Annotated in this window: 18 protein-coding genes and 1 tRNA gene; 14 read left to right on the top strand and 5 right to left on the bottom strand. The window is 60.9% G+C overall.

The window, feature by feature from the left end:
• Nucleotides 1–2: 2 nt before the first annotated feature.
• Entirely contained in the window at nt 3–575 is a 573-nt protein-coding gene (locus tag TG4357_RS14795; RefSeq protein ID WP_139193561.1) for a CRISPR-associated endonuclease Cas3'', read from the bottom strand.
• A 688-nt stretch (nt 576–1263) separates the two neighbouring features.
• Between TG4357_RS14795 and TG4357_RS14790 the strand changes: the two genes are divergently transcribed.
• The 14 genes from TG4357_RS14790 to TG4357_RS20080 all read left to right on the top strand — a co-directional run bounded on the left by TG4357_RS14790 (nt 1264) and on the right by TG4357_RS20080 (nt 20937).
• Nucleotides 1264–2193 carry an AEC family transporter gene (locus tag TG4357_RS14790; RefSeq protein WP_058263677.1) on the top strand — a complete coding sequence of 310 codons (930 nt, stop codon included), beginning with the start codon at nt 1264–1266 and terminating at the stop codon, nt 2191–2193.
• Nucleotides 2194–2285: 92 nt separating this feature from the next.
• A complete protein-coding gene (locus TG4357_RS14785; protein WP_058263676.1) occupies nt 2286–3011 on the top strand; it encodes an ABC transporter ATP-binding protein in 726 nt (241 codons plus the stop codon).
• A complete protein-coding gene (locus tag TG4357_RS14780; protein ID WP_058263675.1) occupies nt 3005–5371 on the top strand; it encodes an ABC transporter permease in 2367 nt (788 codons plus the stop codon). The genes TG4357_RS14785 and TG4357_RS14780 overlap by 7 nt, the downstream gene beginning before the upstream one ends.
• Nucleotides 5372–5375: 4 nt before the next feature.
• Nucleotides 5376–6608, top strand: a complete 1233-nt coding sequence (locus TG4357_RS14775) for an efflux RND transporter periplasmic adaptor subunit (RefSeq protein WP_058263674.1) — start codon at nt 5376–5378, stop codon at nt 6606–6608.
• A 282-nt stretch (nt 6609–6890) separates the two neighbouring features.
• Nucleotides 6891–8681 carry an autotransporter assembly complex protein TamA gene (locus tag TG4357_RS14770; protein WP_058263673.1) on the top strand — a complete coding sequence of 597 codons (1791 nt, stop codon included), beginning with the start codon at nt 6891–6893 and terminating at the stop codon, nt 8679–8681.
• Entirely contained in the window at nt 8681–11950 is a 3270-nt protein-coding gene (locus TG4357_RS14765; protein ID WP_058263672.1) for a translocation/assembly module TamB domain-containing protein, read from the top strand. Before TG4357_RS14770 ends, TG4357_RS14765 begins: the two co-directional genes overlap by 1 nt.
• Nucleotides 11951–12117: 167 nt before the next feature.
• The gene (locus TG4357_RS14760) at nt 12118–12699 is read left to right on the top strand and encodes an ImuA family protein (RefSeq protein ID WP_058263671.1); all 582 of its coding nucleotides are present in this window, start codon (nt 12118–12120) and stop codon (nt 12697–12699) included.
• The gene (locus TG4357_RS14755) at nt 12626–14095 is read left to right on the top strand and encodes a Y-family DNA polymerase (protein WP_058263670.1); all 1470 of its coding nucleotides are present in this window, start codon (nt 12626–12628) and stop codon (nt 14093–14095) included. The genes TG4357_RS14760 and TG4357_RS14755 overlap by 74 nt, the downstream gene beginning before the upstream one ends.
• Complete coding sequence (locus TG4357_RS14750) at nt 14092–17418, top strand: error-prone DNA polymerase (protein ID WP_058263669.1); 3327 nt, start codon at nt 14092–14094, stop codon at nt 17416–17418. The genes TG4357_RS14755 and TG4357_RS14750 overlap by 4 nt, the downstream gene beginning before the upstream one ends.
• Before the next feature lie 127 nt (nt 17419–17545).
• Nucleotides 17546–17620: transfer RNA gene (locus tag TG4357_RS14745), tRNA-Phe, on the top strand.
• Between the two features lie 384 nt (nt 17621–18004).
• Nucleotides 18005–18754, top strand: coding sequence for a 5-oxoprolinase subunit PxpB (pxpB, locus tag TG4357_RS14740; protein ID WP_058263668.1), 750 nt, complete (start codon nt 18005–18007; stop codon nt 18752–18754).
• Nucleotides 18751–19824, top strand: coding sequence for a 5-oxoprolinase subunit C family protein (locus TG4357_RS14735; protein ID WP_058263667.1), 1074 nt, complete (start codon nt 18751–18753; stop codon nt 19822–19824). Before pxpB ends, TG4357_RS14735 begins: the two co-directional genes overlap by 4 nt.
• A gap of 10 nt (nt 19825–19834) precedes the next feature.
• Nucleotides 19835–20602, top strand: coding sequence for a LamB/YcsF family protein (locus TG4357_RS14730; protein WP_058263666.1), 768 nt, complete (start codon nt 19835–19837; stop codon nt 20600–20602).
• Between the two features lie 83 nt (nt 20603–20685).
• On the top strand, nt 20686–20937 hold the full coding sequence (locus TG4357_RS20080; RefSeq protein WP_139193568.1) for a transporter substrate-binding protein: 252 nt from the start codon (nt 20686–20688) through the stop codon (nt 20935–20937).
• Between the two features lie 138 nt (nt 20938–21075).
• Here TG4357_RS20080 and TG4357_RS14720 read toward each other — a convergent pair whose 3' ends face one another.
• From TG4357_RS14720 to TG4357_RS14705, 4 genes are all read right to left on the bottom strand, one after another.
• Complete coding sequence (locus tag TG4357_RS14720; protein ID WP_058263664.1) at nt 21076–21969, bottom strand: DMT family transporter; 894 nt, start codon at nt 21967–21969, stop codon at nt 21076–21078.
• 167 nt (nt 21970–22136) lie between these two features.
• Nucleotides 22137–23654 (bottom strand): malonate--CoA ligase, encoded by a 1518-nt coding sequence (locus tag TG4357_RS14715; protein WP_058263663.1) that lies wholly within the window; start codon nt 23652–23654, stop codon nt 22137–22139.
• A 4-nt stretch (nt 23655–23658) separates the two neighbouring features.
• Nucleotides 23659–24912, bottom strand: a complete 1254-nt coding sequence (locus TG4357_RS14710) for a malonyl-CoA decarboxylase (RefSeq protein WP_058263662.1) — start codon at nt 24910–24912, stop codon at nt 23659–23661.
• Nucleotides 24909–26225, bottom strand: a complete 1317-nt coding sequence (locus TG4357_RS14705; RefSeq protein WP_058263661.1) for a TRAP transporter large permease — start codon at nt 26223–26225, stop codon at nt 24909–24911. Before TG4357_RS14705 ends, TG4357_RS14710 begins: the two co-directional genes overlap by 4 nt.
• Nucleotide 26226: the final 1 nt, after the last annotated feature.

Raw genomic sequence — 26226 nt, 5'->3', positions numbered from 1 at the left:
GATCATAGGTCAGCTGCCGACTTGCGTGTAACGCTGGGTGAATAAAACCGCTCGGTCTCGATAAAATCCGCGTCAACAAGCGCCGAGAACAACATGCGAGTGAAAAATTGCATTTCGAAACGGGACTTGGGTGAAAGCCCGTCAAGACAGGATGGCACCTCTAATTTTGGCAAGGAAACGCCATCAGGCAAAGGAACTGTTTCGCTTTGCAATAGCCGCTCGCGTAGCGACCTTGACGGGCGACCATGTGACCGATTCAACCCATTCGGAAGACCGGAATGATGGCCTGCAATGCAAAAGGACATTAGTTTGCCGATACCGCCAAGATTGTCCTCGGCGTAGACTGCCCCCTCGCCACTATGAGGGATATCGTTCGGATGACCGCGAAGTTTGTCCTGAAATCCCAGTTTCACTTTGCCTAGATCGTGCAGCCATCCGACTGTTTCGGCCACAGATCCAGCTCCGAAGCAACGCGCGTTTTCTCGGGTTGTTATTGCGACGGCCTTCAGGTGATCGAAGAGCGGTTCCCAATGTTGGGTGTCGGTGACCCCAAGAACGGAATGGGCATAAATCATCAAAACACCATACAAATTGCTCGATTTTCCGAACTAATTACAAACCCTAAGCTGCAATTTTCTTGCAGTCAAATTATCTAAAGTTTTAAATTGGGGTCTGGACTTCAGTATCGGGGCCGGTTCGGTCAACCTAAAGCACCCCATCTTTAACCTGAGACATATCCGGCAGCATTGCAGTAGTTCCAGCACTCGTCGGGTGAATAGAGGCAGCAGATTTCGGCGATTGCGTTGAACATGCCTGTGAAGGTTCCCGCGCCGATCCGGCGCAGGTGTGCTTTGAGCTAGGAGAATGCCATTTCTACGGGATTGAGGTCGGGACTGTAGGGCGGCTAGAATAGGAACCAGAATCCTGCATTGCGCAAGATATCGGTGAAACCGCGTCCGAAGCGCTGATGGAAAAGGTGCTGACATGATACATCCTCCCAATCAGGATGAATCACGAAATCAGACACAAGGGAAGTCCTGCGATTCAAGTTCTTGGCGGGATGCTTTATCTTTCGTAAACCTATCGATACACCGAAGCGGTGCTTTAAATCAGAAACACAGAAGGAACATCCCAAATGTTGATCATTTAGTGGATCGCCCCTCCGAAGAATTCTCTATCAAATTGAAGAAAAAGGACTTTCCCGGTTGACGATACTCCCGCCGGAGCGTCCTGCCCCATCCGTCCGTGCGAAAGACCCGATTGATGCAAGACCTTTTCAACATCGTCCTTCCGGTTTTTCTGGTGATCGGGGTTGGTTATTTCGCCACATGGCGTGGATTTCTGTCCCATTCCCATATCGACGGGCTGATGAAATTCACTCAGAATTTCGGCCTTCCTTTCCTGCTTTTTTCCGCCATTTCCACGCTTGATCTGCAACGCGACTTCCATCCGGCGCTGATGCTGTCTTTCTATATCGGCGCGGGGTCTGGCTTCGCTGCGGGGATGCTGGGCGCGCGGTTCCTGTTCCGACGACCATGGGAGGACAGCGTCGCCATCGGCTTCGTCGGGCTGTTTTCCAATTCGCTTCTGCTGGGGCTGGCGATCACCGAACGCGCCTATGGGCCCGAGGCGCTGAATGGCAATTTCGCCATCGTGTCGATCCACGCGCCGTTCTGTTATATGGTCGGGATCACGGTGATGGAAATCGTCCGATCCCGTGGCCAGTCGCCCCTGCGGGTGGCGCATACCGTGGGCATTGCAATGTTCCGCAATGCGCTAGTGGTGGGAATCGTTTTGGGGTTCATCGTCAATCTGGGTGGTATCGCCCTGCCCGAACCGGTCATCGCAGCGGTGGACTTGATAAAGCGCACCGCGCTGCCCACCGCCTTGTTCGGATTGGGCGGGCTGCTGGTGCGCTACAAACCCGAAGGTGATGGCAAGGTGATCGCCTATATCATCGCGGTCAGCCTGCTGTTGCATCCCGGCATCGTCTATGTGCTGGGGCGGGCGTTCGATCTGTCGGTCAGCGACCTGCGTTCCGCGGTGCTGACTGCGGCGATGGCACCCGGGGTCAATTCCTATCTGTTCGCCAACACCTACGGCGTCGGGCGCAGGGTTGCGGCGTCTTCGGTATTGCTTGCGACCGGGCTTTGCATCCTGACCGTCTGGATCTGGCTGCAAATCCTGCCGTGAAGCGGCTTCACGCGTTTCAGCCGTTTCAGGATTTTAGCTGGCACCGCGCATCTTTTCGGCTAACCTGAGGCAACCTTAACCCAAGTAGTGCCTTGACCGAGCAAGCTCTGAAAATACCCCCAGCCTTCACTGCCAAAGGCCTGACCAAGGTCTATGGCGAAGGAACCGCTGCGGTACATGCGCTGCGCGGGGTGGATCTGACCATTCCGACCGGCGAATTCGTGGTGTTGCTGGGCCCCTCTGGCAGTGGCAAATCCACCCTTCTCAATATCCTTGGCGGGCTTGACCGGCCCAGCGCGGGCAGCGCGCATTTCCGCGACCGCGATCTGTCTGCAATGAACGATGCCGATCTGACCCGGTACCGGCGCGACCATGTCGGGTTCGTGTTCCAGTTCTACAATCTGATGCCAAGCCTGAATGCGCGGGAAAACGTGGAACTGGTCACCGAAATTGCCCGCGACCCGATGAAGGCTTCCGACGCGCTGGCGCTGGTCGGGCTGGATCGGCGCGAAACGCATTTTCCGTCGGAAATGTCGGGGGGCGAGCAGCAACGGGTTGCGATTGCCCGGGCGGTGGCGAAACGGCCGACGGTGCTGTTTTGCGACGAACCGACCGGGGCGCTGGACAGCACCACCGGGCGTGCCGTGTTGAAAGTGCTGACAGATGTGAATGAACAGCTGGGCACCACCGTCATCATCGTCACCCACGCCGCTGCCACCGCGCAACTGGCCGACCGGGTGATCCATTTCGCCGATGGAGCCATTCGCGAGGTGGTGCTGAACGACACCAAGCTCAGGGCGGAAGACATCGAATGGTAAGCCCGCTGAACCGCAAGCTGATCCGCGATCTGGCGCGGATCAAAGGCCAGGCGGCGGCGATCGGGCTGGTCATCGCGCTTGGCGTGATGATGTTGGTGATGATGACCGGGCTGGTCAATACGCTGGATGAAACCCGCCGCACCTATTACGACCGCTATCGGTTGGCCGACGTGTTCACGCCGGTGACCCGGGCGCCGGAACGGATGGTGGATCGGCTGGCCGCCCTGCCCGGCGTCGCCGCAGTGGAAAGCCGGGTTGCCGGGGCGGCGCTGATCGACATGGCCAAGGGCGAATTGCCGGTGCGCGCGCGCGCGCTGTCGCTGCCTGATTTCGGCACGCCACGGCTGAACGACATCTATTTGACAGCCGGGCGTCTGCCGGAATCAGGCCACAGCGACGAAATCGTACTGTTGGAGGGCTTCGCCAAAGCGCGGGGGCTGGTACCAGGTTACAAAATCACCGCCACGATGAACGGGGCCAAACGGCAATTCCGCATCACCGGCTTCGCGCAATCGCCCGAATTCCTTTATAGCACCGCGCCGGGGGAAATCGTGCCCGACGATTCGCGGTTTGCGGTGTTCTGGATGCGCCGCGCCGCGCTGGGTGCGGCCTATGACATGCAAGGCGCCTTTTCCGAAACGCTGATCGCGCTGACCCGTGGCACCAATCCGCAATCGGTGATCAACGCCGCCGATCAACTGTTGGCCCCTTACGGCGCTGCCGGGGCCTATGGGCTGATCGACCTGCAATCAAATCGTTTCGTCAGCGAAGAAATCCGCGGGCTTCAGGTGACCGCGCGAAGCATTCCGCCGATTTTTCTCGGGGTGGCGGCGTTCCTGCTTTATATCGTGATTTCAAGGATGGTGCAGGCCGAACGAGAACAGATCGGGCTGCTCAAGGCGTTCGGTTATTCGTCTTGGGAGGTCAGCTTTCATTATCTCAAACTGGTGCTGGTGATCGCGGTTCTGGGGGCGATTGTCGGTTCTGTCGCCGGCGTCGCGGCGGGCAATTCCCTGGCTGTGCTGTATCAAGCTTATTACAAATTTCCCTTTTTGGTCTTTGCCGTCGATCCGCGCAGCTTCGTGACCGGCTTTGCCACGTCTATCCTTACCGCTTCGATTGGCAGCTTGTTCGTGTTGCGCGGGGTTTTCAGGCTGACACCGGCTGTGGCGATGCGCCCGCCTGCCCCGCCAGATTATTCCCGCGCTTTTGATCCCGCCGGGGCGATGAAGCGCTGGCTGGATCAACCCAGCCGCATGGTACTGCGACGGTTGAGCCGGTATCCCGGGCGAATGCTGGGCGGGGTGATTGGCATCGCCGCCGGGTTGGCGCTGTCGGTTGCAACGCTGACCGTGATGGCAGGGTTCGGCGAAACCATAGACCTGAGTTTTACCGTGATGGACCAATCGGACATGACGGTGTTTTTCGTTTCCAATCAGCCGCCCAAAGCACTGCTGGAACTGGGCCGGATGCCCGGGGTGGATCATGTCGAACCGATCCACGTCGCCCCGGCGGTGTTGCGCAACGGAACCTACAGCTATCGCGGCGCGTTGGAAGGGCGCCCCGAAATACCGATCCTGAACCGGGTCATTGGGAAAGATTTTGAACAGATCGCGATGCGCCGCGAAGGCTTGATCATCTCGCAGTCTCTGGCCGATGTGTTGCATGTCGGTCCCGGAGATTGGATCGAAGCCGATATCCGACAGGGCCACCGACCGGTTCTGCGGCTGCCGGTGATCGGAACCGCGCAGACCCTGACCGGGGCGCCGGCCTTCATGGAAATCGGTGCCCTGACCCGGGCGCTGAACGAACCGCAGCAGGTGTCAGGCGCCTATCTGACCATCGACGAAGACTATACCGAGCAGATTTTCGAGCAGATCAAGGGCATGCCCTGGATCGCCGGGGCATCGTTGAAACAGGATGTGCGCAATGCGCTGGTCGAAATCATGAATACCGGCCCCGGATCGGTGCGTTTCGTCATGCTGGCGGTGGCGGCGGTGATCACCTTCGGCATCGTTTACAATTCGGCAAGGATCGCCTTTGCCGAACGCGCCCGCGATCTGGCCAGCCTGCGGGTAATGGGGTTCACCCGCAGCGAAACCAGCTTTGTGCTGTTGGGCGAATTGGCGGTGGTGACGTTGGCTGCCATCCCTCTGGGGGCCTTGGCCGGATATGGTTTGACCTATCTCATGGTCAAAGGGTTCAGCACCGATATTTACCAGATACCGGCGATTTACAGCCCGCAAAGCTATGGCTGGGGGATGATCGCGGTGCTGATGTCGGCGGCGGTGTCGGGATGGCTGGTGAAACGTGATCTGGACCGGATCGATCTGGTCGCAGCTTTGAAAACGCGGGAGTGAACCGATGGCAGGCAAGACATATGCGCGCCGATTTATCAGCCTGACCGCCATGGTCTTGGTGGTCGGGGCGCTGGCCTATGCGTTCTGGCCGCGCCCGACCCTGGTCGATCTGGGCAGCGTTGTCACCGGCCCGATGCGGGTCACCATCGCGGAAGAAGCCCGAACCCAGGTCCACGACCCCTATACGGTGTCGACCCCGATCACCGGGCGGTTGTTGCGGCTGGCTGTCGAACCGGGTGACGAGGTGACAGCCCAGAAAACCGTGGTGGCGCGGATGTTGCCGACCACGCCGACTGCGTTGGATGCCCGATCACGCGAACAGGCCCGTGGCAGCGTCACCGCCGCCGAGGCCGCGCTGCGGGTGGCCCAGGCAGAAGTCAACAAGGCCCGCGCTGACCGCGATCTGGCCGAGGCCAATCTGGCACGGACACAGAAATTGTTCGACAGCGATATCGCCAGCCAAGCCGCATTGGAAAATGACGCCCGCACGGCACGGGCGGCCAATGCCGCTTTGGACACCGCGCGGGCAGCAATATCCATGCGGGTGGCGGAACTGAATAACGCCGAAGCCGCGCTGCAAAATTTCGATGGTCTGAGCCAGAATGGTGCATCCAACACGCAGCAAGATGAACTCTTTTCGCTGCTCGCGCCGATTTCCGGACGCATCCTTCAGGTGCTGCAACGATCCGAAACCACCCTGCCCGCTGGCACCCCGATTGTGGAAATCGGCGATATCAGAAACGATCTCGAAGTCGTGTCGGAAATGTTGTCCACCGATGCGGTACAGATTGCACCCGGCGACGAGGTGATCATCGACCAATGGGGCGGCGAAGCACCGCTGAATGGCGTGGTGGCGCGGATTGAGCCGCGTGGCTTCACCAAGGTGTCCGCGCTTGGGGTCGAGGAACAGCGGGTCCGCGTGACCATCCGCTTCACCGACCCACCAGAAACGCGTACCGGCTTGGGGCACGGTTTCCGGGTCGAAGCGCAAGTCGTCACCTGGGCTTCGGATCACGCCGTGATCGTGCCTGCGGGCGCATTATTCCGACAGGGCACGGATTGGGCGGTGTTCACCGTCGACGGCGGCACGGCTCAGGCTCAAACAGTACAAATAGAGGCCAATAACGGGTTGCAGGCTGCGATTTCAAATGGGGTTTCTGCCGGCGACACGATCGTGCTTTATCCGCCTTCTGGGTTGGAAGATGGCCAAAGGGTGGCCCAGCGCGCCGCTTATTAGAGTCTGATGATTTCAGCCCCGCAATCCGGCAAAGCGACTGTTGGACGGGGGCGTTGCTGAAGGCCCTGGTAGGTGCAATGATGGACCGCCTGAATGCGTAACAGGCAAAAGCGAGCAAATGGGCGGGCCCTTCGACCGGTGGGGCCAATATTCACAGTCTGGGTAGCAATTTTCCGCTTTTTTCTCCGGTCCGCAACTTTTCGCACCGGCAACGGATGGCGGTTTCAACGCTGAACGCCTATTCTGGTTCGCAACTGGCTGCCCCAAGCGATTGCGAATCTGTTGCGACATATTTCCCCCCTTCTGTTTTGCGCCGTTTTGGCCGCCCCCGCCCCGGCGTTGGCGCTGAATGATGTCACGTTCACCCTTGGCGGCGAGGTGGAAAACGACACGCTGCTTAAACGGTTGCGCGGGGCGTCCTTGTTGCGCACAGCCCAGCGCGAAGAGGTCAGCGATCCGCAGGATCTGTTTTCCACCGCTTTGGCCGATTACCAACGGATGGTCGAAACGCTGTATGCGCTGGGATATTATTCCGGCACCGTCAGCATCCGCATCGACGGGCGCGAAGCGGCGCTGATCCCGGCCTTGAACCCACCGAAACAAATCAACGACATCGAAATCCTTATCGATCCGGGCAAGCCGTTCCGGTTCGAAACCACCGAAATCGCACCTCTGGCCGCGGGCACGCAATTGCCCGAAGGGTTCCGACGTGGCGAACGCGCCCGCGCAGAGGTGGTGATCGATGCAGCCCGCAACGCGGTGGATGGCTGGCGCGATATCGGGCATGCCAAGGCAAAAATCGCCGCGCAGCGTTTGGTGGCGGATCACGCGGCCCAGACACTTGCCGCCGAGATCGCCATCGCGCCGGGGCCGCAGGTCCGGTTCGGTGATCTGGTTCTGTCCGGCGACAGCAAGGTGCGGGCCGAACGGATACGGCGCATTGCCGGGTTGCCGTCCGACACCATCTATTCCCCAGCGGAACTCAAGAAGGTCGCCACCCGTCTGCGCCGCTCCGGCGCATTCCGATCGGTGGCTGTAACCGAAGACGAACGGCTGAAACCGGGCAACCGGATGGATATCGGGGTGGCTGTTGTCGATGACAAGCCGCGCCGTTTCGGGGCCGGGGTCGAGTTGTCGACTTACGAGGGGCTGACGCTGTCGGGGTTCTGGATGCACCGCAACCTGTTGGGCGGGGCAGAACGCCTTCGGATTGATGCGGAAATCGCCGGGATAGAAGGGCAAAACAGCGGTATCGACTATACGCTGGGGGCGCGGATCGAACGACCGGCGGTCTATGGCGCGGATACCAAGGGTTATATCCGCTTCGATCTGGAAAGTCTTGATGAACCAGATTACCAATCCGATGAGGTCAGTGCGGCCATTGGCGCAACCCGGATTTTTTCCGACCATCTGCAAGGCAGCATCGAAATCGAGCTGTCCTATAGCGAAACCGACGATGTGTACGGACAGCGCGATTTTACCCTTGCGGCGCTGCCGATGTCGTTGGAATGGGACCGGCGCGACGATACGCTCAACCCCAAAACGGGTCATTACCTTGATGCCGGGGTGACGCCCTTTGTCGGACTGAATGGTGAAGCCTCGGGGGCACAGGCGACATTCGACGGCCGGATCTATCGCCGTCTGGACCCGGCGGGGCGTCTGGTTGTGGCCGGGCGGCTGCAACTGGGATCGGTCGTTGGCCCTGCCCTGTCCGAAGCATCGCCAAACTATCTGTTCTATTCCGGCGGCGGCGGCACCGTGCGCGGTCAGCCTTATCAATCGCTGGGTGTCGATGTCGGCGGCGGCAGCATCGGCGGGCGCAGCTTTGTCGGGCTGTCAGCAGAAATACGGGCGAAGCTGACCGAAAAAATCAGTGTGGTTGGTTTTGGCGATACCGGTTATGTCGGCGCAGAAAGCTTTTACGACGGATCAGGCAACTGGCATTCCGGGGCCGGGATCGGGCTGCGTTATGACACCACGGTCGGGCCGCTGCGGCTTGATGTGGCGGCCCCTGTAAGCGGCGACACCGGCGATGGGGTGCAGATCTATATTGGGATTGGGCAGGCTTTCTGATGCGCGGATATATCTTTTCCTTGCTGTTGCTTGCACCGCTGCCCGCTCTTGCGCAGGACGCAGCAGACGATCGCGGTTATCTCGAAGCCTTGCTGGAAGACAACCTGTCAAGCCCGGAGGCCGAAGTCGATATCACCGGCTTTCGCGGGGCGCTGAGTTCGAATGCCACCATCGACCGGATCAGCATCGCCGATGTGGATGGCATCTGGATCACGCTTGAGGATGTGTCGCTGATCTGGAGCCGCACCGCGCTGCTGCGCGGGGCGCTTGAGGTGGACGAGCTGACCGCAGGTGAAATCCGCTTTGACCGCCTGCCGTTACCGGCAGAAACCCAGATCCCCAGCGCCGAAGCACCGGGATTTGCGCTGCCGGAATTGCCGGTTTCAATCAATCTGGGCAAGCTGGCGATCGAAAAAGCGGTGCTGGGCCAAGCAATCATCGGGCAGGAATTGACGCTTTCGCTGAACGGATCGGCACAACTGGCAGCGGGCGAAGGATCGGCGGAACTGTCGGTTGAACGGCTGGACGTTGCGGACAGTGCGCTGGAATTGCAGGCGAGCTTTGCGAATGCCAGCCGGTTCCTGTCGATTGATCTGACGCTAAGCGAGCCCAAGGATGGGATCGTCGCCAATCTGCTGACCCTGCCCGGTGCCCCCGCGGTCGATATGAAAGTCGCCGGTGCCGGACCGATCGAAGATTTCGCCGCTGATCTGACGCTGGCCACCGATGGCCAGCCGCGGCTGACCGGTACGGCAAGCGTGAAGGCCGTGGCACAAGAAACGACGGCCGAGACCACCGATGGCGCTGACGCCCCGACCGACCTGGCCTTTCGGGCTGAAATCGGCGGCGATCTGGCCCCGATTTTCGCCCCTGAATATCGCAGCTTTTTCGGCTCTGACATTCGCTTGAACGCCAACGGTTTGCGACGGGCAGATGGCGCAGTGCAATTGGATCAGCTGTCGCTACAGGCAAATGCAATCGCGTTTCAGGGTCAGGCGCGGCTGTCGCCCGAAGGCTGGCCGGACCTGTTGCAGTTTGACGGTCAGATCGCAGCGCCTCAGGGCGGGCCTGTTTTGCTGCCACTCTCTGGGCCGGAAACCTACATAGATGACGCGCGTTTCACGCTGAATTTCGATGCCGAGCGCGATGACAGCTGGCGCCTGACCAGCCGGGTTGCCGGGCTGAACAGCGACGACATGCAACTGAACAGCGCCCGGTTAACAGGGAATGGCCGATTGCTGCGCGGCGATGGCACCAGCATCGGGCAAGTGACCGGTCGGTTCGATATCAGCGCCGAAGGGATCGAATTGAGCGATCCGGCATTGGCTCAGGCTGTCGGATCGGATTTGCGGGGCGGTTTGGGCTTTGATTGGTCGGAAGACGCGCCGCTGCAACTGAGCGGGATCGACCTGAGCGGCGCGGACTATCGCGCCAAAGGCGATCTGCGGCTGTCGGGCCTGACGCAGGGGCTGAATATCGTGTTGACCCCGGACCTGCAGATTGAAGCCGCGAACCTGTCGCGATTCACCGGTTTGGCGGGTCGCAAATTGGGTGGCAGCGCCATGCTTGCGCTCAAAGGGGACATCCAGCCACTGGCGGGCAGTGTCGATGTTGAGATCTTTGGCGAAACCCAAGATCTTGCCGTAGCGGAAGACCGGATTGATCCGCTCTTGAGCGGTGATGGCAAACTGTCGCTCCGCGCCCGGCGCGACGAAAACGGCAGCGCGGTTGAGGCGCTGAAGATTGTCACGGATCATGCCGAAATCACCGGATCGGCAACACTGAAAAGCGATGCCGGGGCAGTGGATATGACCGCCCGGATCACCGATCTTGCGCGGGTTGTCGACGGCATCAGCGGCACGGGCAGTGCGACCCTTCGGGCGACTCGGCAAAGCGGCGACTGGCAGATCGAGGCCGACGCCAATGGACCGGGGGGAACCCAACTTTCGGCCCAGGGCAGCGTGGCACAGGATGCGGCCCGCATGACATTGGATGTGACCGGCAACGCGCCGCTGGCGTTGGCCAATCGGCAAATCCGCCCGCGGCAATTGTCCGGACAGGCCGGGATTGATCTGCGCGTTGACGGCGCACCGTCTCTGGCCGCGCTTTCGGGGGCGATCACCATCAACGACGCGCGGCTCGCGCTGCCCGATCAGCGGCTGGCGCTGGAAGCGATACAGGGCGCGATCCGGCTTAGCGGGGCGAACGCGTCGATCGATTTCGCGGCCAACCTGTCATCGGGCGGATCGCTGACCCTGACCGGCCCGGTGTCCCTAACCCCCGGATATTCCGCCGATCTGAGCGCCCGGCTGACCGATCTGCGGATCACCGACCCAACCTTGTATGAAACCAGCGTGGATGGCACTGTCGTGCTGAAGGGCCCGTTGAGCGGCGGCGCGCAGGTCACCGGCACGGTGACGCTGGGGGAAACCGAATTGCGGGTGCCCAGCACATCCGGTCCGCGCTATGCCAATTTACCCGGTCTGGTCCATCGTAATGAACCCGCAGAGGTGCGCAGGGTGCGCAGTTGGGCCGGATTGATCGAAACCGGCAACGGCGGCAGCACCGGACCGGCCTATGGTCTGGACCTGTCGATCCTCGCCCCGGCGCGGATATTTGTTCGCGGTCGCGGGTTGGATGCCGAACTGGGGGGCAGATTGCGTCTGATCGGCACCACCGCCAATGTCATCCCGCAGGGCCGCTTCGAGCTGATCCGCGGGCGGCTGGACATCTTGGGCAAGCGGTTGTCGCTGAGCGAAGGGTTGATCCAGCTACAGGGCGCTTTCGATCCCTATATCCGCTTTGTCGCCGATACCGACGCCAGCGGCACCGATGTCGCGATCACCATTGATGGCCCCGCCAGCAGCCCCGACCTGAGTTTCAGTTCCAGCCCGGAGTTGCCGCAGGACGAAGTTCTGGCATACCTGTTGTTCGGCCATGGCGTGACGTCGATTTCACCGCTCCAGGCGGTGCGTTTGGCCGCCGCCATCAACACGCTCAGCGGCCGTGGCGGCGACGGGTTGACCGGCAATCTGCGCCGCGGGCTGGCGCTGGACGATCTGGATTTGACCACCAGCGATGACGGCACCACCGAAGCGCGGGCGGGCAAGTATATCAGCGAAAACATCTATTCCGAAGTCACCGCCGACAGCGCAGGCAACAGCGAGATCAATCTGAACCTTCAGATCAACCCGGCGTTGACCGCACGCGGAACGCTCAGTTCCGATGGCGATAGCGGCATCGGAATCTTTTTCGAAAAGGATTACTGAGGGGCTGGGAATGTCGTTTTCCGCCCTTCCACCATTTCGCCATTCCGTTGACGACAGTTGATCCCACGACGGCCCTCAGCACGACCACTCCACCCGGCACATTGCCTGAAACCATCTTGAAATCCCCGTGAACCTTGCCATTCTAAAAAGGAACAAAGAGGGTACAAATGTCTGCCGATTTCGCCACCTGCTATCCGTTGAAACGTGGTCGCGCCCATGAGGTCTGCGGCCCGGGGGCCACCTATTTCGCCGCCACCTGCTGCAATTTCAGCGACAAACCGGTGCTCTGGGTCTGTCCGTCTTGGCAACAGGAGATGTTGAATCCCGAAGGGTTCGCCGCTTATTGCGATCCGGCGCGGCTGCTGTTGGCCCGGGCAGCGTCGCAAATCGACCTTCTGGCGGTCAGCGAAGAGGCGCTGCGATCCGGTACGGTGGGGCTGGTGGTGACAGAAATTTTCGAACCGCTCAGCCTGACCCACGGTCGACGGTTGCAACTGGCCGCCGAAGCCGGACGGACGACTGGGTTGATCCTGATGCCCGAAGGCATGGGCAGCAATGCGACCGAAACCCGCTGGCGCTGTACGCCGCTTGCTGCCGGGGGGGACTCGACTCTGCAATGCTGGGAACTTATAAAGAACAAATCAGGAACATTTACGGATTGGGTGACTCGTTGGGATGCAGCGGCGCGTCGTATCATTGTGGTTTCCAAGACTGGCGAGCGACCGCGCGTTGCGCGCACGGCCGGTTGACGCGCCTTTTGCGCTGACCGCAAAGGAAAGCAATACCGACCGGATACAGTGCCTGAACACGCGGGCCGAACGGGCCGGGCTGAGCCGCGGCATGACGCTGTCAGATGCGCGTGCGTTGCGGCCCGATCTGATCACCCGCCCCGCCGATACCCCCGGCGATGCCGGTTTCCTGCGGGTGCTGGCCCGCTGGGCCGGGCGGTATTGCCCTTGGGTCGGGCTGGAAGATGCGGACGGGCTGGTGCTGGACGTGACCGGATCGACCCATCTGTTTGGCGGCGAAACCGGTCTGATCGCGGATATGCGGGTGCGCTTGATGCGGGCCGGGTTGGAAACCCGGATCGGGCTGGGCGACAGCCGCGGTGCAGCCTGGGCACTGGCGCATTTCGGCGAAGGTGTTGCACCACCGCAGCAGCCCTTGCAGGCTCTGGCCGAACTGCCGGTGGCAGCGTTGCGGCTCGACCCGAAACTGGGGATCGGGCTGGAACGGCTGGGGCTGCGCAGCATCGCCGATCTGACCGCCACACCGCGCGCACCGCTGGCGCGGCGCTTCGGCAACGGGCTGTTGCTGCGACTGGATCAGGCCTTGGGCACACAACCCGAACCGGTGGTCCCGCTGGCCGATCCGCCACAGTATGGCGTGCGGCTGACCCTGCCCGACCCGATCGGATTGCTGGAGGATGTCACGGCAGGCACGGCGCGGCTGCTGGCGCAGCTATGTGACAAGTTGAAGACACGCAATCAAGGCGCGCGGGTGTTGCAACTGACCCTGCGCCGCGTCGATCAGGGCAGCCAGCAGGTCGAATTGCGCCTGGCCCGCCCGATGAACGACCCGGTTTCGATCCTGCCCTTGTTCGAACGTGGGTTGAGCGGGGTCGAAGCCGGATACGGCATTGATCAACTGCGCCTGAGCGCGACCCGGGTCGAAGACCTGGCCCCGACCCAGATCGCAAGCGCGATCCGACAAAGCCAGACCGAGGACGTGGCCGCCCTGATCACCAGAATTGGCACAAGGATCGGGTTGGAAAACGTACAGCGCATGTTGCCCGCCGACAGTCATATCCCCGAACGTAGTTTCATTCTGGCAGCGGCGGCGTTCAGCGAAGCCGCGCCGAATTGGCCACCGCGGCGGGCACGACCGCTACGGTTATTCCCGCCCGAACCCGTGGCCGGGGCCGGGCCGGTGCCGCCCGTCCGGTTCCGCTGGCGGCGCATGGCCCTGCGGGTCGCGGCGCAAAGCGGCCCGGAACGGTTGGCCCCGGAATGGTGGCTGGAGGACGAAAACTGGCGCCGCGGGCTGCGCGATTACTGGCGGGTGGAAACCGCGCAGGGCCGGCGGCTGTGGATGTTCCACACCCCACAGCAGCCCGGCTGGTATGTGCAGGGGGAATTCGCATGACGGGTCCGGACAATGCACATTTGCCGGGGCGGTATCCGCATCGGCTCTCCTCCCCCGCGTCCCGCTATGCCGAACTCTGCGTCACGTCGAATTTCACCTTTCTCACCGGGGCTTCGCATCCCGAAGAACTGATCACCCGCGCCGCCGAACTGGGACTGAGCGCGGTTGCGATCACCGACCGCAACAGTCTGGCCGGGGTGGTGCGGGCCTATTCGGCCCTGAAAGAGCTGGGCCGCAACGTCGACACCACCGATCGCGGCCCCTGCCCACCGCTTTCCGTCCTGCCACGGCTGATCGTCGGCTGCCGGCTGGTGCTGCGTGACAGTCCGGTGGACTGGATCGCCCTGCCCCGCGACCGCGCCGCCTATCAGCGGCTGTCACGACTGCTGACGCGGGGCAAGCGCCGCGCCGAAAAGGGCGGGTGCCATATCGATCTGCGCGACCTGCAACAAGGCGGTGAGGGCCTGATCCTGATCGCCCTACCCCAGCAGGGGCTGACCGGCCCGGCGCCGCACCATATCGCCAGCCTGCGGCGACGGTATCCCGGTCAGGTGTTCCTGGGGGCGGCGCCGCGCTATGATGGCAGCGATCAGGACTGGTTCACCGCTTGCGCCCGGGCGGCGCTGCGGCTGTCGACCCCCATGGTGGCGGTGGGCGATGTGTTGATGCATCACGGCAACCGCCGCCGGCTGGCCGATGTGCTGACCTGCATGCGCCACAACATCACCATCGATCGGATCGGCACCCGCGCGCTGCCCAATGCCGAACGTCGGTTGAAACCCCCCGCCGACATGGCCCGGCTTTACCGCAATCACCCGGCCGCTTTGCGCCGCACGGTGGAAATCGCTGGCAAATGCAGCTTCTGCCTCAGCGAACTGAGCTATGACTACCCCGATGAAACCGCCGGAACAGAAGCCCCGCAGGTGCGCTTGACCCGGCTGGCCTTTGATGGATTGAAACAGCGCTGCCCGGACGGCGTACCCGACCGCTATGACGCCATGGCGCGCAAGGAACTGGCGATGATCGAGGACCTGGGCTTTGCCGCCTATTTCCTGACCGTGCATGACATCATGACCTATGCCCGCAGCATTGGCATCCTGTGCCAGGGCCGCGGATCGGCCGCCAATTCGATCCTGTGCTGGGCGCTTGGCATCACCGATGTCAGCCCCGAACAGATCGCCATGGTTTTCGAACGCTTCGTGTCGAAATACCGTGGCGAACCGCCCGATATCGACGTCGATTTCGAACACGAACGGCGCGAAGAAGTGATCCAGCATATCTATGAAAAATACGGTCGCCACCGCGCCGGGCTTTGTGCCACGGTGATCCATTTCCGATCCCGCGCCGCGATCCGCGAAGTCGGCAAGGTTATGGGGCTGTCCCAAGACGTGACAGCGGGCCTATCGGGGCAAATCTGGGGCCAATCCGGCAAGCCCCCCGATTCGGGGCGGATGCGTGAATTGGGGCTGGATCTGGGCGACCGCCGACTGACCCAGACCGTGCAGTTGATCCGGGACATCATCGGTTTCCCGCGCCACCTGTCGCAGCATGTTGGTGGCTTCATCATCACCGAAGGGCGACTGGACGAACTGTGCCCGATCGAAAACGCCGCGATGGAGGACCGTACCGTCATCGAATGGGACAAGGACGATATCGACGCTTTAGGCATTCTCAAGGTCGATGTGCTGAGTCTGGGCATGCTCAGTTGCCTGCGCCGCTGTTTCGACCTGCTGCGACACCATGAGGGTCAGAGCCTGTCGATCGACGCCGTCCCGCAAGAGGATGCCGCCACCTATGACATGCTTGGCAGAGCGGACGCGGTGGGCGTGTTTCAGGTGGAAAGCCGGGCGCAGATGAATTTCCTGCCACGGATGCGGCCACGGACCTTCTATGATCTGGTGATCGAGGTCGCCATCATCCGCCCCGGCCCGATCCAGGGTGATATGGTGCATCCCTATATCAACCGACGCCAGGGCCGGGAACAGGTCAGCTTCCCTTCGCCCGAACTGAAAAATGTGCTGGGCAAGACGCTCGGTGTGCCGCTGTTTCAGGAACAGGCGATGCAGATCGCCGTGGTGGCCGCCGGGTTTTCCCCCGAAGAAGCCGACCAGCTGCGCCGGTCGCTGGCCACCTTCCGCCGCATGGGCACGATCAGCAGCTTCCGCGACCGGTTCGTCAACGGCATGCTGGCGCGCGGCTATACTCCGGAATTCGCCGCAAAATGTTTCGGCCAGATCGAAGGCTTCGGCGAATACGGCTTTCCCGAAAGCCACGCAGCGGCCTTTGCCATGCTGGCCTATGTCTCGGCCTGGCTGAAATGCCACCACCCGGCGATTTTTGCCTGCGCGCTGCTGAATTCGCAGCCAATGGGGTTCTATGCCCCGGCCCAGATTGTGCGCGATGCGCGAGAACATCAGGTCGATATCCGCCCGATCTGCGTCAATAGCAGCGGCTGGGACAACAGCCTGGAACGGTGCCCGGACGGGCAGTTGGCGCTGCGGCTGGGGTTCCGGCAGATCAAGGGGTTCCGTGAAGAAGATGCGGGTTGGATCGTGGCGGCGCGCGGCAATGGCTATCCCGATCCCGAAAGCCTGTGGCTGCGGGCCGGTCTCCGTCCTGCGGTGCTGGAACGGTTGGCCGAGGCCGACGCCTTTGCCGCGATGGGGCTGACCCGGCGCGACGCGTTGTGGCAGGTCAAGACCATCCGCGCCCCCGCGCCGCTGCCGCTGTTCAGCGATCCGATCGACGGTGAAAGCGTTCGGGAACCACAGGTAGATCTGCCGCAGATGCATCTGGGCGAAGAGGTGGTCGAAGATTACGTCGCCACAAGGCTGAGCCTGAAGGCCCACCCGATGGAGCTGATCCGCCCCGACCTGCCCGGTCTGGTGCTGCATTGCGACCTGACCAGCGCACCGTTGCAAGGGTGCAGCGTCTGCGGGCTGGTGATCACGCGGCAGCGACCCGGCACTGCCTCGGGGGTGATTTTCCTGACGCTGGAAGATGAAACCGGGGTCAGCAATGTGATCGTCTGGCCCAAGGTCTATGAATGCTACCGCAGCATCGTGATGGGCGGGCGGCTGCTGAAAGTCACCGGCCAGCTGCAGCGCGAAGGCATCGTCACCCACCTGATCGCCCGCCATATCAGCGACGAATCCCACCGGCTGACTGCATTGGGTCATCCGTTGGCCGCTGAAATCGGCACAACCCATCCGCAGGCCGACGATGCCCCCCGTCCCACCTCACGCCCCCTCCAAAGCCGCAATACCGCACGGCACCCGCGTGAACAGGCCAAACGGTTATTCCCCAGCCGCGATTTCCACTGACAGGCCCGGTTCCGGCACGGGAGGCTGAAAACTGTCCGCAGCAATGGATTTTTTGCAAAATCCCTCTGGACACCCCTTCATGCCTCGCCTAGAACGCGTCCACCCGAACGCAAGACGTTCAACCCGTGCCCGGGTAGCTCAGGGGTAGAGCAGTGGATTGAAAATCCTCGTGTCGGTGGTTCGATTCCGCCCCCGGGCACCATTTAAATAAAGTAAAAACAATGATTTAGATCGGAAATCCAACTGCACCGCAGGGCTTGGAAAACTCTTGGGTATCATTGGGGTATCTTTTTTGCTGATGCCACGCCGCAGATCGCAGGCCTGTGACCTGCCCCCCATTGGTCCCTCGTTCATAATGAGAGTCCTTGAGTTTGTGATGTGCTACCGAAAGTGTCCCCAGTCAGGGCCAGATTTTCCGCACTTTAATCACACAGACGGGCTGGATGCGTCCAGTAATTTTATGAGCGCTGCCGGAACTTAGCGTGAATTATAACGAAAAAGTTGCAACAATCACCGGTTATATGCCAGTAAATCATAGACTTTCCCATAAACGAAACCACCCGAACCGCCGCGATTGGAGAACACGATGCGAATTCTCTCTGCGGACCCTTTGGCCGACAGGGCCTTTACTCTGGAACTCGATACCGCGATCGGGCAGCGCGCGGCGGCGCGCGTACGTGCTGCGGGCGATGCCCTTGGCGTGGCGTTGGCGGATGCTGCGCTGCCCGGCGTTCAGGAAATCACCCGGTCCTTCACCACGGTGACGGTGCATTACGATCCGCTCGAAGCCAGTCAGGCCGACCTCTTACATCAGGCCGAAACCTTATTGTCGGGGATCGAGGCGGACGCGGTGTCACCGGGTCGACTATGGCGCTTTCCCTGCTGCTACGCCGCCGAATTCGCCCTCGACCTCGACACGCTGTCGCAACACCTGAACTTGTCCGGGGCCGAGATCATCGCACAGCACGCCGCCACGGAATTTGGCGTCTATGCCATCGGCTTCCTGCCCGGTCTGCCATTCATGGGTGATCTCCCACCCGGACTGTCCTTGCCCCGTCGCAGTTCACCTCGCCCGACAGTGCCGGCCGGTTCGGTGGCCATCGCAGGTGGTCTGTGCGTGATATATCCTTGGGACAGCCCCGGTGGCTGGCACATCCTAGGCCGCTGTCCGGTGCCGTTGTTCGATCCGGCCCGCCCGCATCCGGCGCTGTTGCAGGCCGGAGACCGGGTGCGCTTTGCAGACGTTTCCACCGACGAATATGCCCGCCTGCGCACCGGTTATGAAGACGGTTCTCTGAGCGCGGAAATCCTGCTGGAACAGGAACCCACCGCATGACCTGTCATCTGCGCGTGATATCTCCGGGCGCCCGCAGCTTGGTTCAGGATCTGGGCTTCCGGCAGGCCCGTGCCCAAGGTGTACCCGCTGCAGGCGTGCTGGATCGGGATAGCCTGTTTCTGGTCAATGCTTTGCTGGGCAACCCGGCGGGAACCGAGGCGCTGGAATTGGCGATGACTTCACCGATATTGCAGGCCGAGTACGGGTCGGTGAGGATTGCCACAAGTGGCGGGTTGCGCGGAAGCATTCTGTCCCCCGACGGGGCGGAACGCGTGGTGCCGGCCTGGACCGCGACGACCCTGAACCCCGGTGAAAGACTGCGTCTTGATGCACCCGAACGCGGTGCTTCGGCCCTTCTGGGGATCGGCGGAGGGCTGGACTTGGCCGAGATCATGGGAAGCCGTGCGACCCTCACCCGCGCGGCCCTTGGCGGGGTTGGCGGCCGGGGGCTAGCCGAAGGGGATCGGTTATACCCGCGCCGCCCCTGCGTGACCGACGTACCCGACCTCACCTTCCACATGGCACCGCCTGCCGATGCTGGACCGCTGCGGGTCGTGCCCGGCCCGCAGGATGACCGTTTTACCGCAGCAGCTTGGCAGACTTTCACGACGGCCCAGTTCGAAATAACCCCCCAAAGTGACCGGATGGGGATGCGCTTGCAGGGGCCAGTTCTGGAACATGATCCCACGCAGGGCCCCGACATAATATCGGACGGTGCCGCGCCTGGGGCGATTCAGGTGCCGGGCAACGGGCAGCCGATCATCCTGCTGGCCGATGCCCAAACCACCGGCGGGTATACCAAGATCGCCACCGTGATTGGTGCCGATTTGCCCCGGTTGGCGGCCCGTATCCCCGGCGATACCCTTCGGTTCACCGTGGTTAGCGTCGCGCAGGCCGAAGCCGCAGCTCGTAGCCGCCATGCTTTGCTGAAACAGATCGCCGGCAGTATCGGAGCGGCCAATCCCGGCGGTATCGACCAAACCGCCCTACACAGTGTCAACCTGATCAGCGGCGTCGTGGACATGCGCAGCGCCGATCATTTTCCCGGCCACTTGGCCGACAGAGACTGAGGATCCCGTCGTGAAAATCAACCTGAACGCCGATCTCGGCGAAAGTTATGGCCCCTACACCATAGGCAACGATGACGCTTTGCTGGAAATCGTTGGCAGCGCCAATGTCGCCTGTGGCCTGCATGGTGGCGATCCGCTGGTGATGATGCAGACGGTGGCAAAGGCGCGTAAGACCGGGGTCAGCATCGGCGCCCATCCCGGTTATGCCGACCTGCATGGATTTGGCCGCCGTCCGGTCGTGTTGCCGCGCGAAGAACTCAAGGCGCTGATACTCTATCAACTGGGGGCGATCACCGGAATTGCCAGCGCCGGTGGCCATCCGATCACCCATGTCAAACCGCATGGCGCGTTGAACAATCAAGCCTGCTCCGACCCGGCAGTCGCGGCAATCGTCGCCGAGGCGGTGCGCGCTTTCGACCCGACGCTGATCCTGCTTGCGCCGGTGCTGTCTGAACTGGCGATGGCCGGAACCTCTGCGGGGTTACCGGTTGCACTGGAAGTCTTCGCCGACCGCACCTATCAGACGGACGGGCAACTGACCAAACGGTCCGAACCCGGTTCGGTGCTGCGCGATGCCAAAGCAGCGCAGGATCACGTGCTGCAGATGATCGATCGCGGCGGGATTGTCACCCGCGAGGGCGCTTTCATCCCAACCCCGTTTCATAGCATTTGCGTGCATGGTGACGAACCGACTTCGGTCGATGTCGCCCGCGCCGTTGCAACTGCGCTGCGGGACGCCGGTCATGAAATCGTCCCGCTGCCCAAAACGATGACATGATGAGCGGCATCGCGCGAAATACGCCTTGTCAGGCCCCGGCCAAGATGACATGCGGCAAGCTACTTTCAAACTCCTGAGACCGCATAAATCGCGCTTTCGTCGATGCCTACAAGGCGCGGTTAGAGGCTGCGGCGGTAACCAGCATCTGGTCCAAACTCGCCTATAATCAGGTTCACCTGTTTGCACGTGCTACGGAACGGGTCGGCGCGATGGAAACGCCTCGCATCGGCCAACAGGTTGTGGATCGGTCATTGCAGCGCCGAGGGTGTTTCCGTCACCGGCAACATATTATCCGGTCCGCAGGTGGTCGAAGACACGCTTGCCTGCCACCTTGACAATCAGGACAAGTTTTTCGGAGAGCGGCGACTGCTGGCGATGAAACCGCGCTATCGCGCCCTCATTTGCCGAATGGAAATGGGCCACGGTTCATCGCAGGATCGGACCAGATCGTAAGCGGTTCGCGCCGCTTCAAGTCAGGCCGACGACGGCTTTTTCCTGCGCACGCTTGTCAACAACCCAATCGTCAAAAGCCCAATCGCCAAAGTGCTGAGCAGGCTCAGGTTTTCGCCGAGGATCAACGCCCCCAAAAGCCCCCCAACCCCTGGGACCGCAGCAAGGATGGAAGACGTGTTGGAATTCCCAATCCGGCGCGCCGCATGGGCAATGAAGATCAACCCGATCAGGTTCGGCACGAAACCTTGATAAACGGCCTGTAACAATAACGGCTGCAATGGAGCCTGTGCGAGCCCCGAAGGCAGCCAAAGCACCCAGATGGGTAGATAGAGCACCGCATTGACCACCGTCCCGCAGAAGATCACCTGCATCGCGCCAAGTTTCCAACGCTCGGACAGAAGAACGTAAGACGCGAAAAAGAACGCGCCAATCACGAAGAGCAGATCGCCAATCCATGCATTATGCCCGCTGGTGGCAGCCCCATCCCATGCCAGCACAATAGCCGAAACAAGGATCAGCGCCGCGCCCAGAACCTGCCGAACGCCGGGAAGCACGCGAAAGAGAACAATACCGAAAAGAATGCTGATGATCGGCAGCACCCCGTTCATGAAAATTCCCCCATGGGCGGCAGGCGCATAACGAAAGCCGGAAAAGACACAGAGAATATAGACCGGACCCAATATGAATGAGATCACTGCAATCTGAATCAATTTCAGCCCCCGCCAAGGCTTGTAGTAAAGACAGAGCGGCACTGCGACCAGCGAGGCCAGACCATAGCGCATCGCGGTCAGATCATAGATCGTGAGTCCGCTTTCATTGGCGACCCGACTCACGATCAGCCAGAAGGACCAGACGAAAACGATACTCCAAGCAGCGGCATAGCCGGTGACTTGAGAAGGGGAACTGGTGGTCATTTACGCGGAGCCAAACCTTGGACATCAAAGAAAAGTTTTCAAAGCCTAGCAGTAGGATGAGACCTCTGGGGTGACAAGGGGCATTCGTCCCCTGCCGTCTCTAGCTCCCCGCGCGGGCGTCACCTACGACACTTGTCCAAAAGTCAGATCACCTAGGGGCAGCCCTTTCAGGTCGCTGCAAACATGTCCTTGAAGCGGTCCCGCAACTGGTTTTTCTGAACTTTGCCCATGGTGTTGCGCGGCAGATCATCCAGGATGACCAGCTTGCGGGGATGCTTGAACCGGGCAAGCGACGGCTTGATCGCCCCCATTATGGCTTCAAGGTCCGGTTTCTGTCCGGGTTCGGGGACGATGACACCCAAGACGGTTTCACCGAAATCGGGATGGGGCACGCCGATGACCGCACTTTCCAGAACGCCAAGCTGTTCATCCAACACAAGTTCGATTTCCTTGGGATAGATGTTGTATCCACCGGAAATGATCAGATCCTTGTTGCGGCCAACGATGTGAACATAGCCGTCTTCATCGATCTTACCCAAGTCACCGGTGATGAAGAACCCGTCCTGCCTCAATTCGGCAGCGGTTTTATCCGGCATCTGCCAGTAGCCTTTGAACACGTTGGGGCCTCGCACCTCGATCTGGCCGATTTCCCCGTCGGGCAGGGTATTGCCCGTGTCCGGATCGGTAATCTTCAGGTCAATCCCGGGCAAAGGAAAGCCGACGGTACCCGCGCGACGTTCCCCCTCGTAGGGGTTTGAAGTGTTCATGTTGGTTTCGGTCATGCCGTATCGTTCAAGGATGCGGTGGCCGGTGCGGTCTTCGAACTGGACATGCGTTTCAGACAGCAGCGGGGCCGATCCCGAAATGAACAACCGCATGTGTTGAACCCGGTCACGGCTGAACCGTCCATCCCCCAGAATACGGGTATAGAAGGTGGGAACACCCATCATCGTGGTCGCATTGGGCAATTCCTCAATCACCTTGTCCAGATCAAATTTGGGCAGGAAAATCAAGCTGCCACCAGCAGCCAGTGTCACGTTGGTCGCCACAAACAGGCCGTGGGTGTGGAAGATCGGCAGCGCGTGAAGCAACACGTCTTGTTCAGAGAAACGCCAGAAATCCACAAGCGTGCGGGCGTTCGACAACAGGTTGTCTTGCGTCAGCATCGCCCCTTTCGAACGCCCCGTGGTGCCCGAAGTATAAAGGAACGCGGCTAGATCATCGCCGGACCGGGCGACCGTTTCGTAGGTTTTCAGCAGGCCTTCGGCCTTTTGCGTCAGCGACCCGCTACCGTCGGCGTCCAGCGTTTCCAGCTTGGCCCCAAGACCCGTGGCAATCGGGGCAAGCGCGGCCTGTTTGGCGCTGTCGCAAACGATCAGGGAGGCACCGCTGTTTTCGATGAAATAGGTCAGCTCATCGACCGTGTAGGCGGTATTCAGCGGCAGGAAGATCAGCCCCGCCTGCGCACAGGCCGCATAAAGCGCCAACGACTGAGGCGATTTTTCCACCTGAACCGCCATCCGGTCGCCGGGTTTCAGACCCAATTGCCCAGCGACATGAGCGAACTGCGCAGCTTGTTCCAAAAAGGCCTGATGAGTCAGGACCGATCCGTCGGCCAGTCTGAGAAAGGGTGTCTGCTTTGCGGCATGAATTCCAAACAGGCCATCATACAAAGGGTTTGTCATGGAGTTATCTTTCCTTGGGCAGCGCCAGCGCTTCTGTACCAGCCAGTGCGAGAACCTCGCTCGATGCCGGAACTTTCTTGGTATTGGTAAATTCTGCGTGGTTCTGGGCGATGTTCGACAGATCATAAAGGTAGTTGACCATTGTGCCGCCGGATTGGGAGAGGCCCTTGTCCGAGATGTCGGCCTGCGCATGGACCGCGTGGATGATCGCGCCATTGCCCAAATGAAACCGGGCCACCGGGTCATAGGGTAGATCGCTGCCTGCCTTGGCGTGGACAAGGTAATTAGCGGCCAGTTCCCGCATCTGGGCGGTATCCGATGCGTCCCAGTCCTGTCCGGTTTCGCCCAGCCATTTCACCAATCCCGGTATTGGAGAAAGGGTGACAAATGTTTTCAACCCATCCAGCTCTTTCGACAGTTCCGAAACCACTTGCTTGATCAGTGAATTGCCGAAAGAAATGCTGGCCAACCCCGCCTGACAGTTGGAAATCGAGTAGAAAACCGCCGTGTCCGCATCTTCCGCCAAAAAGGGCGCGCGATCTTCGGCCAGAAGCGACTGGATCGACGACGGGAGTCCTTGTGTCAACGCAACCTCGACGAAAATCAGGGGTTCGTCCGGCATCGCGGGGTGAAAGAAGGCAAAGCAGCGGCGGTCCGCCGGTTTTAAGCGGCGGCGCAAGTCGTCCCAGCTGTCGATCGCGTGAACGGCCTCGTAAGCGATGATCCTGTCAAGGATATTCGCAGGGCTTTCCCAAGTGATCGGGCGCAGCACCAGGAAGCCGAGATTGAACCAAGATACAAAGAGATGGCGAAAATCCAGATCCAGCGCGGCCAGTTCCGGTTCCGTGCCCCCCAATCGAAGCAGATCGGCCCGCATCCCCACCAACATGCGGGTCGCGCCGGGGACGCGGTTCAGACGGCGGATCAGTTCCTGCCGGGGTGGTTCTGCTGCCGCCATGAACATGCGGTAGCTGGCCTTGGAAGGCGCGCGTTCATAAGCATCGAGTGTCGTGCGCAGCGTCTCGGGATCGATGTTCATCGCCTGCGCGACATGGCGAAAGAACCCCAGTTTCCCTTCGTCATCGAGATCTTCGAAAGCGGCAAGAATGTTCCCTGCCAGTTTCAGGCCGGTGGTTTCATCCTCTGATACGATCAGAGCATCCGCCAGTTCCGTAATCGGGCGCGTATCCGGTTTGCCCGGTGGGCGCCGATATCGCCGCTCGAAGACCGTGGACAACAGATCGGCAAGCAAAGTCATAACGACGCCCCCATCACCATTTCCGGCAACCATGTTGCCAATCCGGGAAACAGGCACAGCAGGATGATCGCGATGATCATGCAAGCAACGTAAGGCAACGAACCGACCAGAATGGTCTTCAGCGATATATCGGGCGCGATGCCGTTGATCACGTAAAGGTTCAGGCCGACGGGCGGTGAAATCAGGCCGATTTCCATGTTGATCGTCAGCACCACCGCGAACCAGATCGGATCAAACCCTACCGAAGTGATGATGGGCAGTAGAATTGGGGCGGCCATCAGGATAACGGCGACCGGCGGCAGGAAGAAGCCCGCGACCAGCAGGAAGGCATTGACGACCAGCATCAGCACCCAACGGTTCACCTCCAGCGTGCCGATCCATTCCGCGATCGACTGGGTGATGAACAGCGAACTTAGCATGTAGGAAAACACGCCTGCAGCGGCGATGATGAACAAGATCATCACGCTTTCCTTGGTGCTGTCACGCAAGATGACCCAGATCGCACGGGGCGACCACATCTTGTAGATGACCATTGCTATCACGAGGCACAGCAGAGCGCCGACAGCGGCAGTTTCGGACGGCGTGGCAACGCCGCCATACATGGCATAAAGTACCCCCAGAATGATCAAAAGGAAGGGCAGGACGCGGGGCAGGATTTCGAACCGTTCGGCCCAGCTATAGCGACCTGCCCCAAGCCTTTCTGCGTCGCCAGAGCGCCAAGTGGAATAAAGCGACCACGCCATGAACAGTGCCACCAGCATCAGCCCTGGGATGACCCCGGCCAGGAACAGTCGGCCAATCGATGTTTCTGTCGCGATGCCGTAGACGATCATCGTCACCGACGGCGGAATCAGGATACCCAAGGTGCCGCCGGCAGCGATGGACCCGGCGGCAACGCCGTCGGGATAGCCGCGCTTGCGCATTTCCGGGATGCCCATCTTTCCGATTGCCGCGCAGGTGGCGGGCGACGATCCCGACATCGCGGCGAACAGGGCGCAGGCGCCAAGGTTCGAAACGACAAGACCTCCGGGAATGCGGGTCAGCCAGCGTTCAAGCGCCTCGTACAGATCGGCCCCCGCGCGTGTCGATGAAATGGCCGATCCCATGATGATGAACATCGGGATCGACAGAAGGGCAAAATTGTCGAGTTTGCCAAACAGGATCTCGGGCATCAATTCCAGCGACCGCATTCCGTCGAAAGTGAGCAGAAAGCCTGCGGAAACGATCAGAAGCCCCATGGCCACCGACACGCCCGAAAACAGTACCAGAATGGTGACGAGGGCAACCAGCCCTCCAAGAACGAGCGGGTCCATT

The organism is Thalassovita gelatinovora (genome assembly GCF_001458355.1).
Taxonomy (GTDB): Bacteria; Pseudomonadota; Alphaproteobacteria; order Rhodobacterales; family Rhodobacteraceae; genus Thalassobius; species Thalassobius gelatinovorus.
The sequence above is the reverse complement of the archived record's forward strand: the minus strand, read 5'-3'. Positions and strand labels throughout refer to the sequence as shown.

Bases quoted from the DNA above. Each gene is read 5' to 3' on its own strand.
- TG4357_RS14795 (WP_139193561.1), bottom strand. From the start codon at position 575: ATGATTTATGCCCATTCCGTTCTTGGGGTCACCGACACCCAACATTGG.
- TG4357_RS14790 (WP_058263677.1), top strand. From the start codon at position 1,264: ATGCAAGACCTTTTCAACATCGTCCTTCCGGTTTTTCTGGTGATCGGG.
- TG4357_RS14780 (WP_058263675.1), top strand. From the start codon at position 3,005: ATGGTAAGCCCGCTGAACCGCAAGCTGATCCGCGATCTGGCGCGGATC.
- TG4357_RS14775 (WP_058263674.1), top strand. From the start codon at position 5,376: ATGGCAGGCAAGACATATGCGCGCCGATTTATCAGCCTGACCGCCATG.
- TG4357_RS14765 (WP_058263672.1), top strand. From the start codon at position 8,681: ATGCGCGGATATATCTTTTCCTTGCTGTTGCTTGCACCGCTGCCCGCT.
- TG4357_RS14760 (WP_058263671.1), top strand. From the start codon at position 12,118: ATGTCTGCCGATTTCGCCACCTGCTATCCGTTGAAACGTGGTCGCGCC.
- TG4357_RS14755 (WP_058263670.1), top strand. From the start codon at position 12,626: ATGCAGCGGCGCGTCGTATCATTGTGGTTTCCAAGACTGGCGAGCGAC.
- TG4357_RS14750 (WP_058263669.1), top strand. From the start codon at position 14,092: ATGACGGGTCCGGACAATGCACATTTGCCGGGGCGGTATCCGCATCGG.
- pxpB (WP_058263668.1), top strand. From the start codon at position 18,005: ATGCGAATTCTCTCTGCGGACCCTTTGGCCGACAGGGCCTTTACTCTG.
- TG4357_RS14735 (WP_058263667.1), top strand. From the start codon at position 18,751: ATGACCTGTCATCTGCGCGTGATATCTCCGGGCGCCCGCAGCTTGGTT.
- TG4357_RS14720 (WP_058263664.1), bottom strand. From the start codon at position 21,969: ATGACCACCAGTTCCCCTTCTCAAGTCACCGGCTATGCCGCTGCTTGG.
- TG4357_RS14715 (WP_058263663.1), bottom strand. From the start codon at position 23,654: ATGACAAACCCTTTGTATGATGGCCTGTTTGGAATTCATGCCGCAAAG.
- TG4357_RS14710 (WP_058263662.1), bottom strand. From the start codon at position 24,912: ATGACTTTGCTTGCCGATCTGTTGTCCACGGTCTTCGAGCGGCGATAT.
- TG4357_RS14705 (WP_058263661.1), bottom strand. From the start codon at position 26,225: ATGGACCCGCTCGTTCTTGGAGGGCTGGTTGCCCTCGTCACCATTCTG.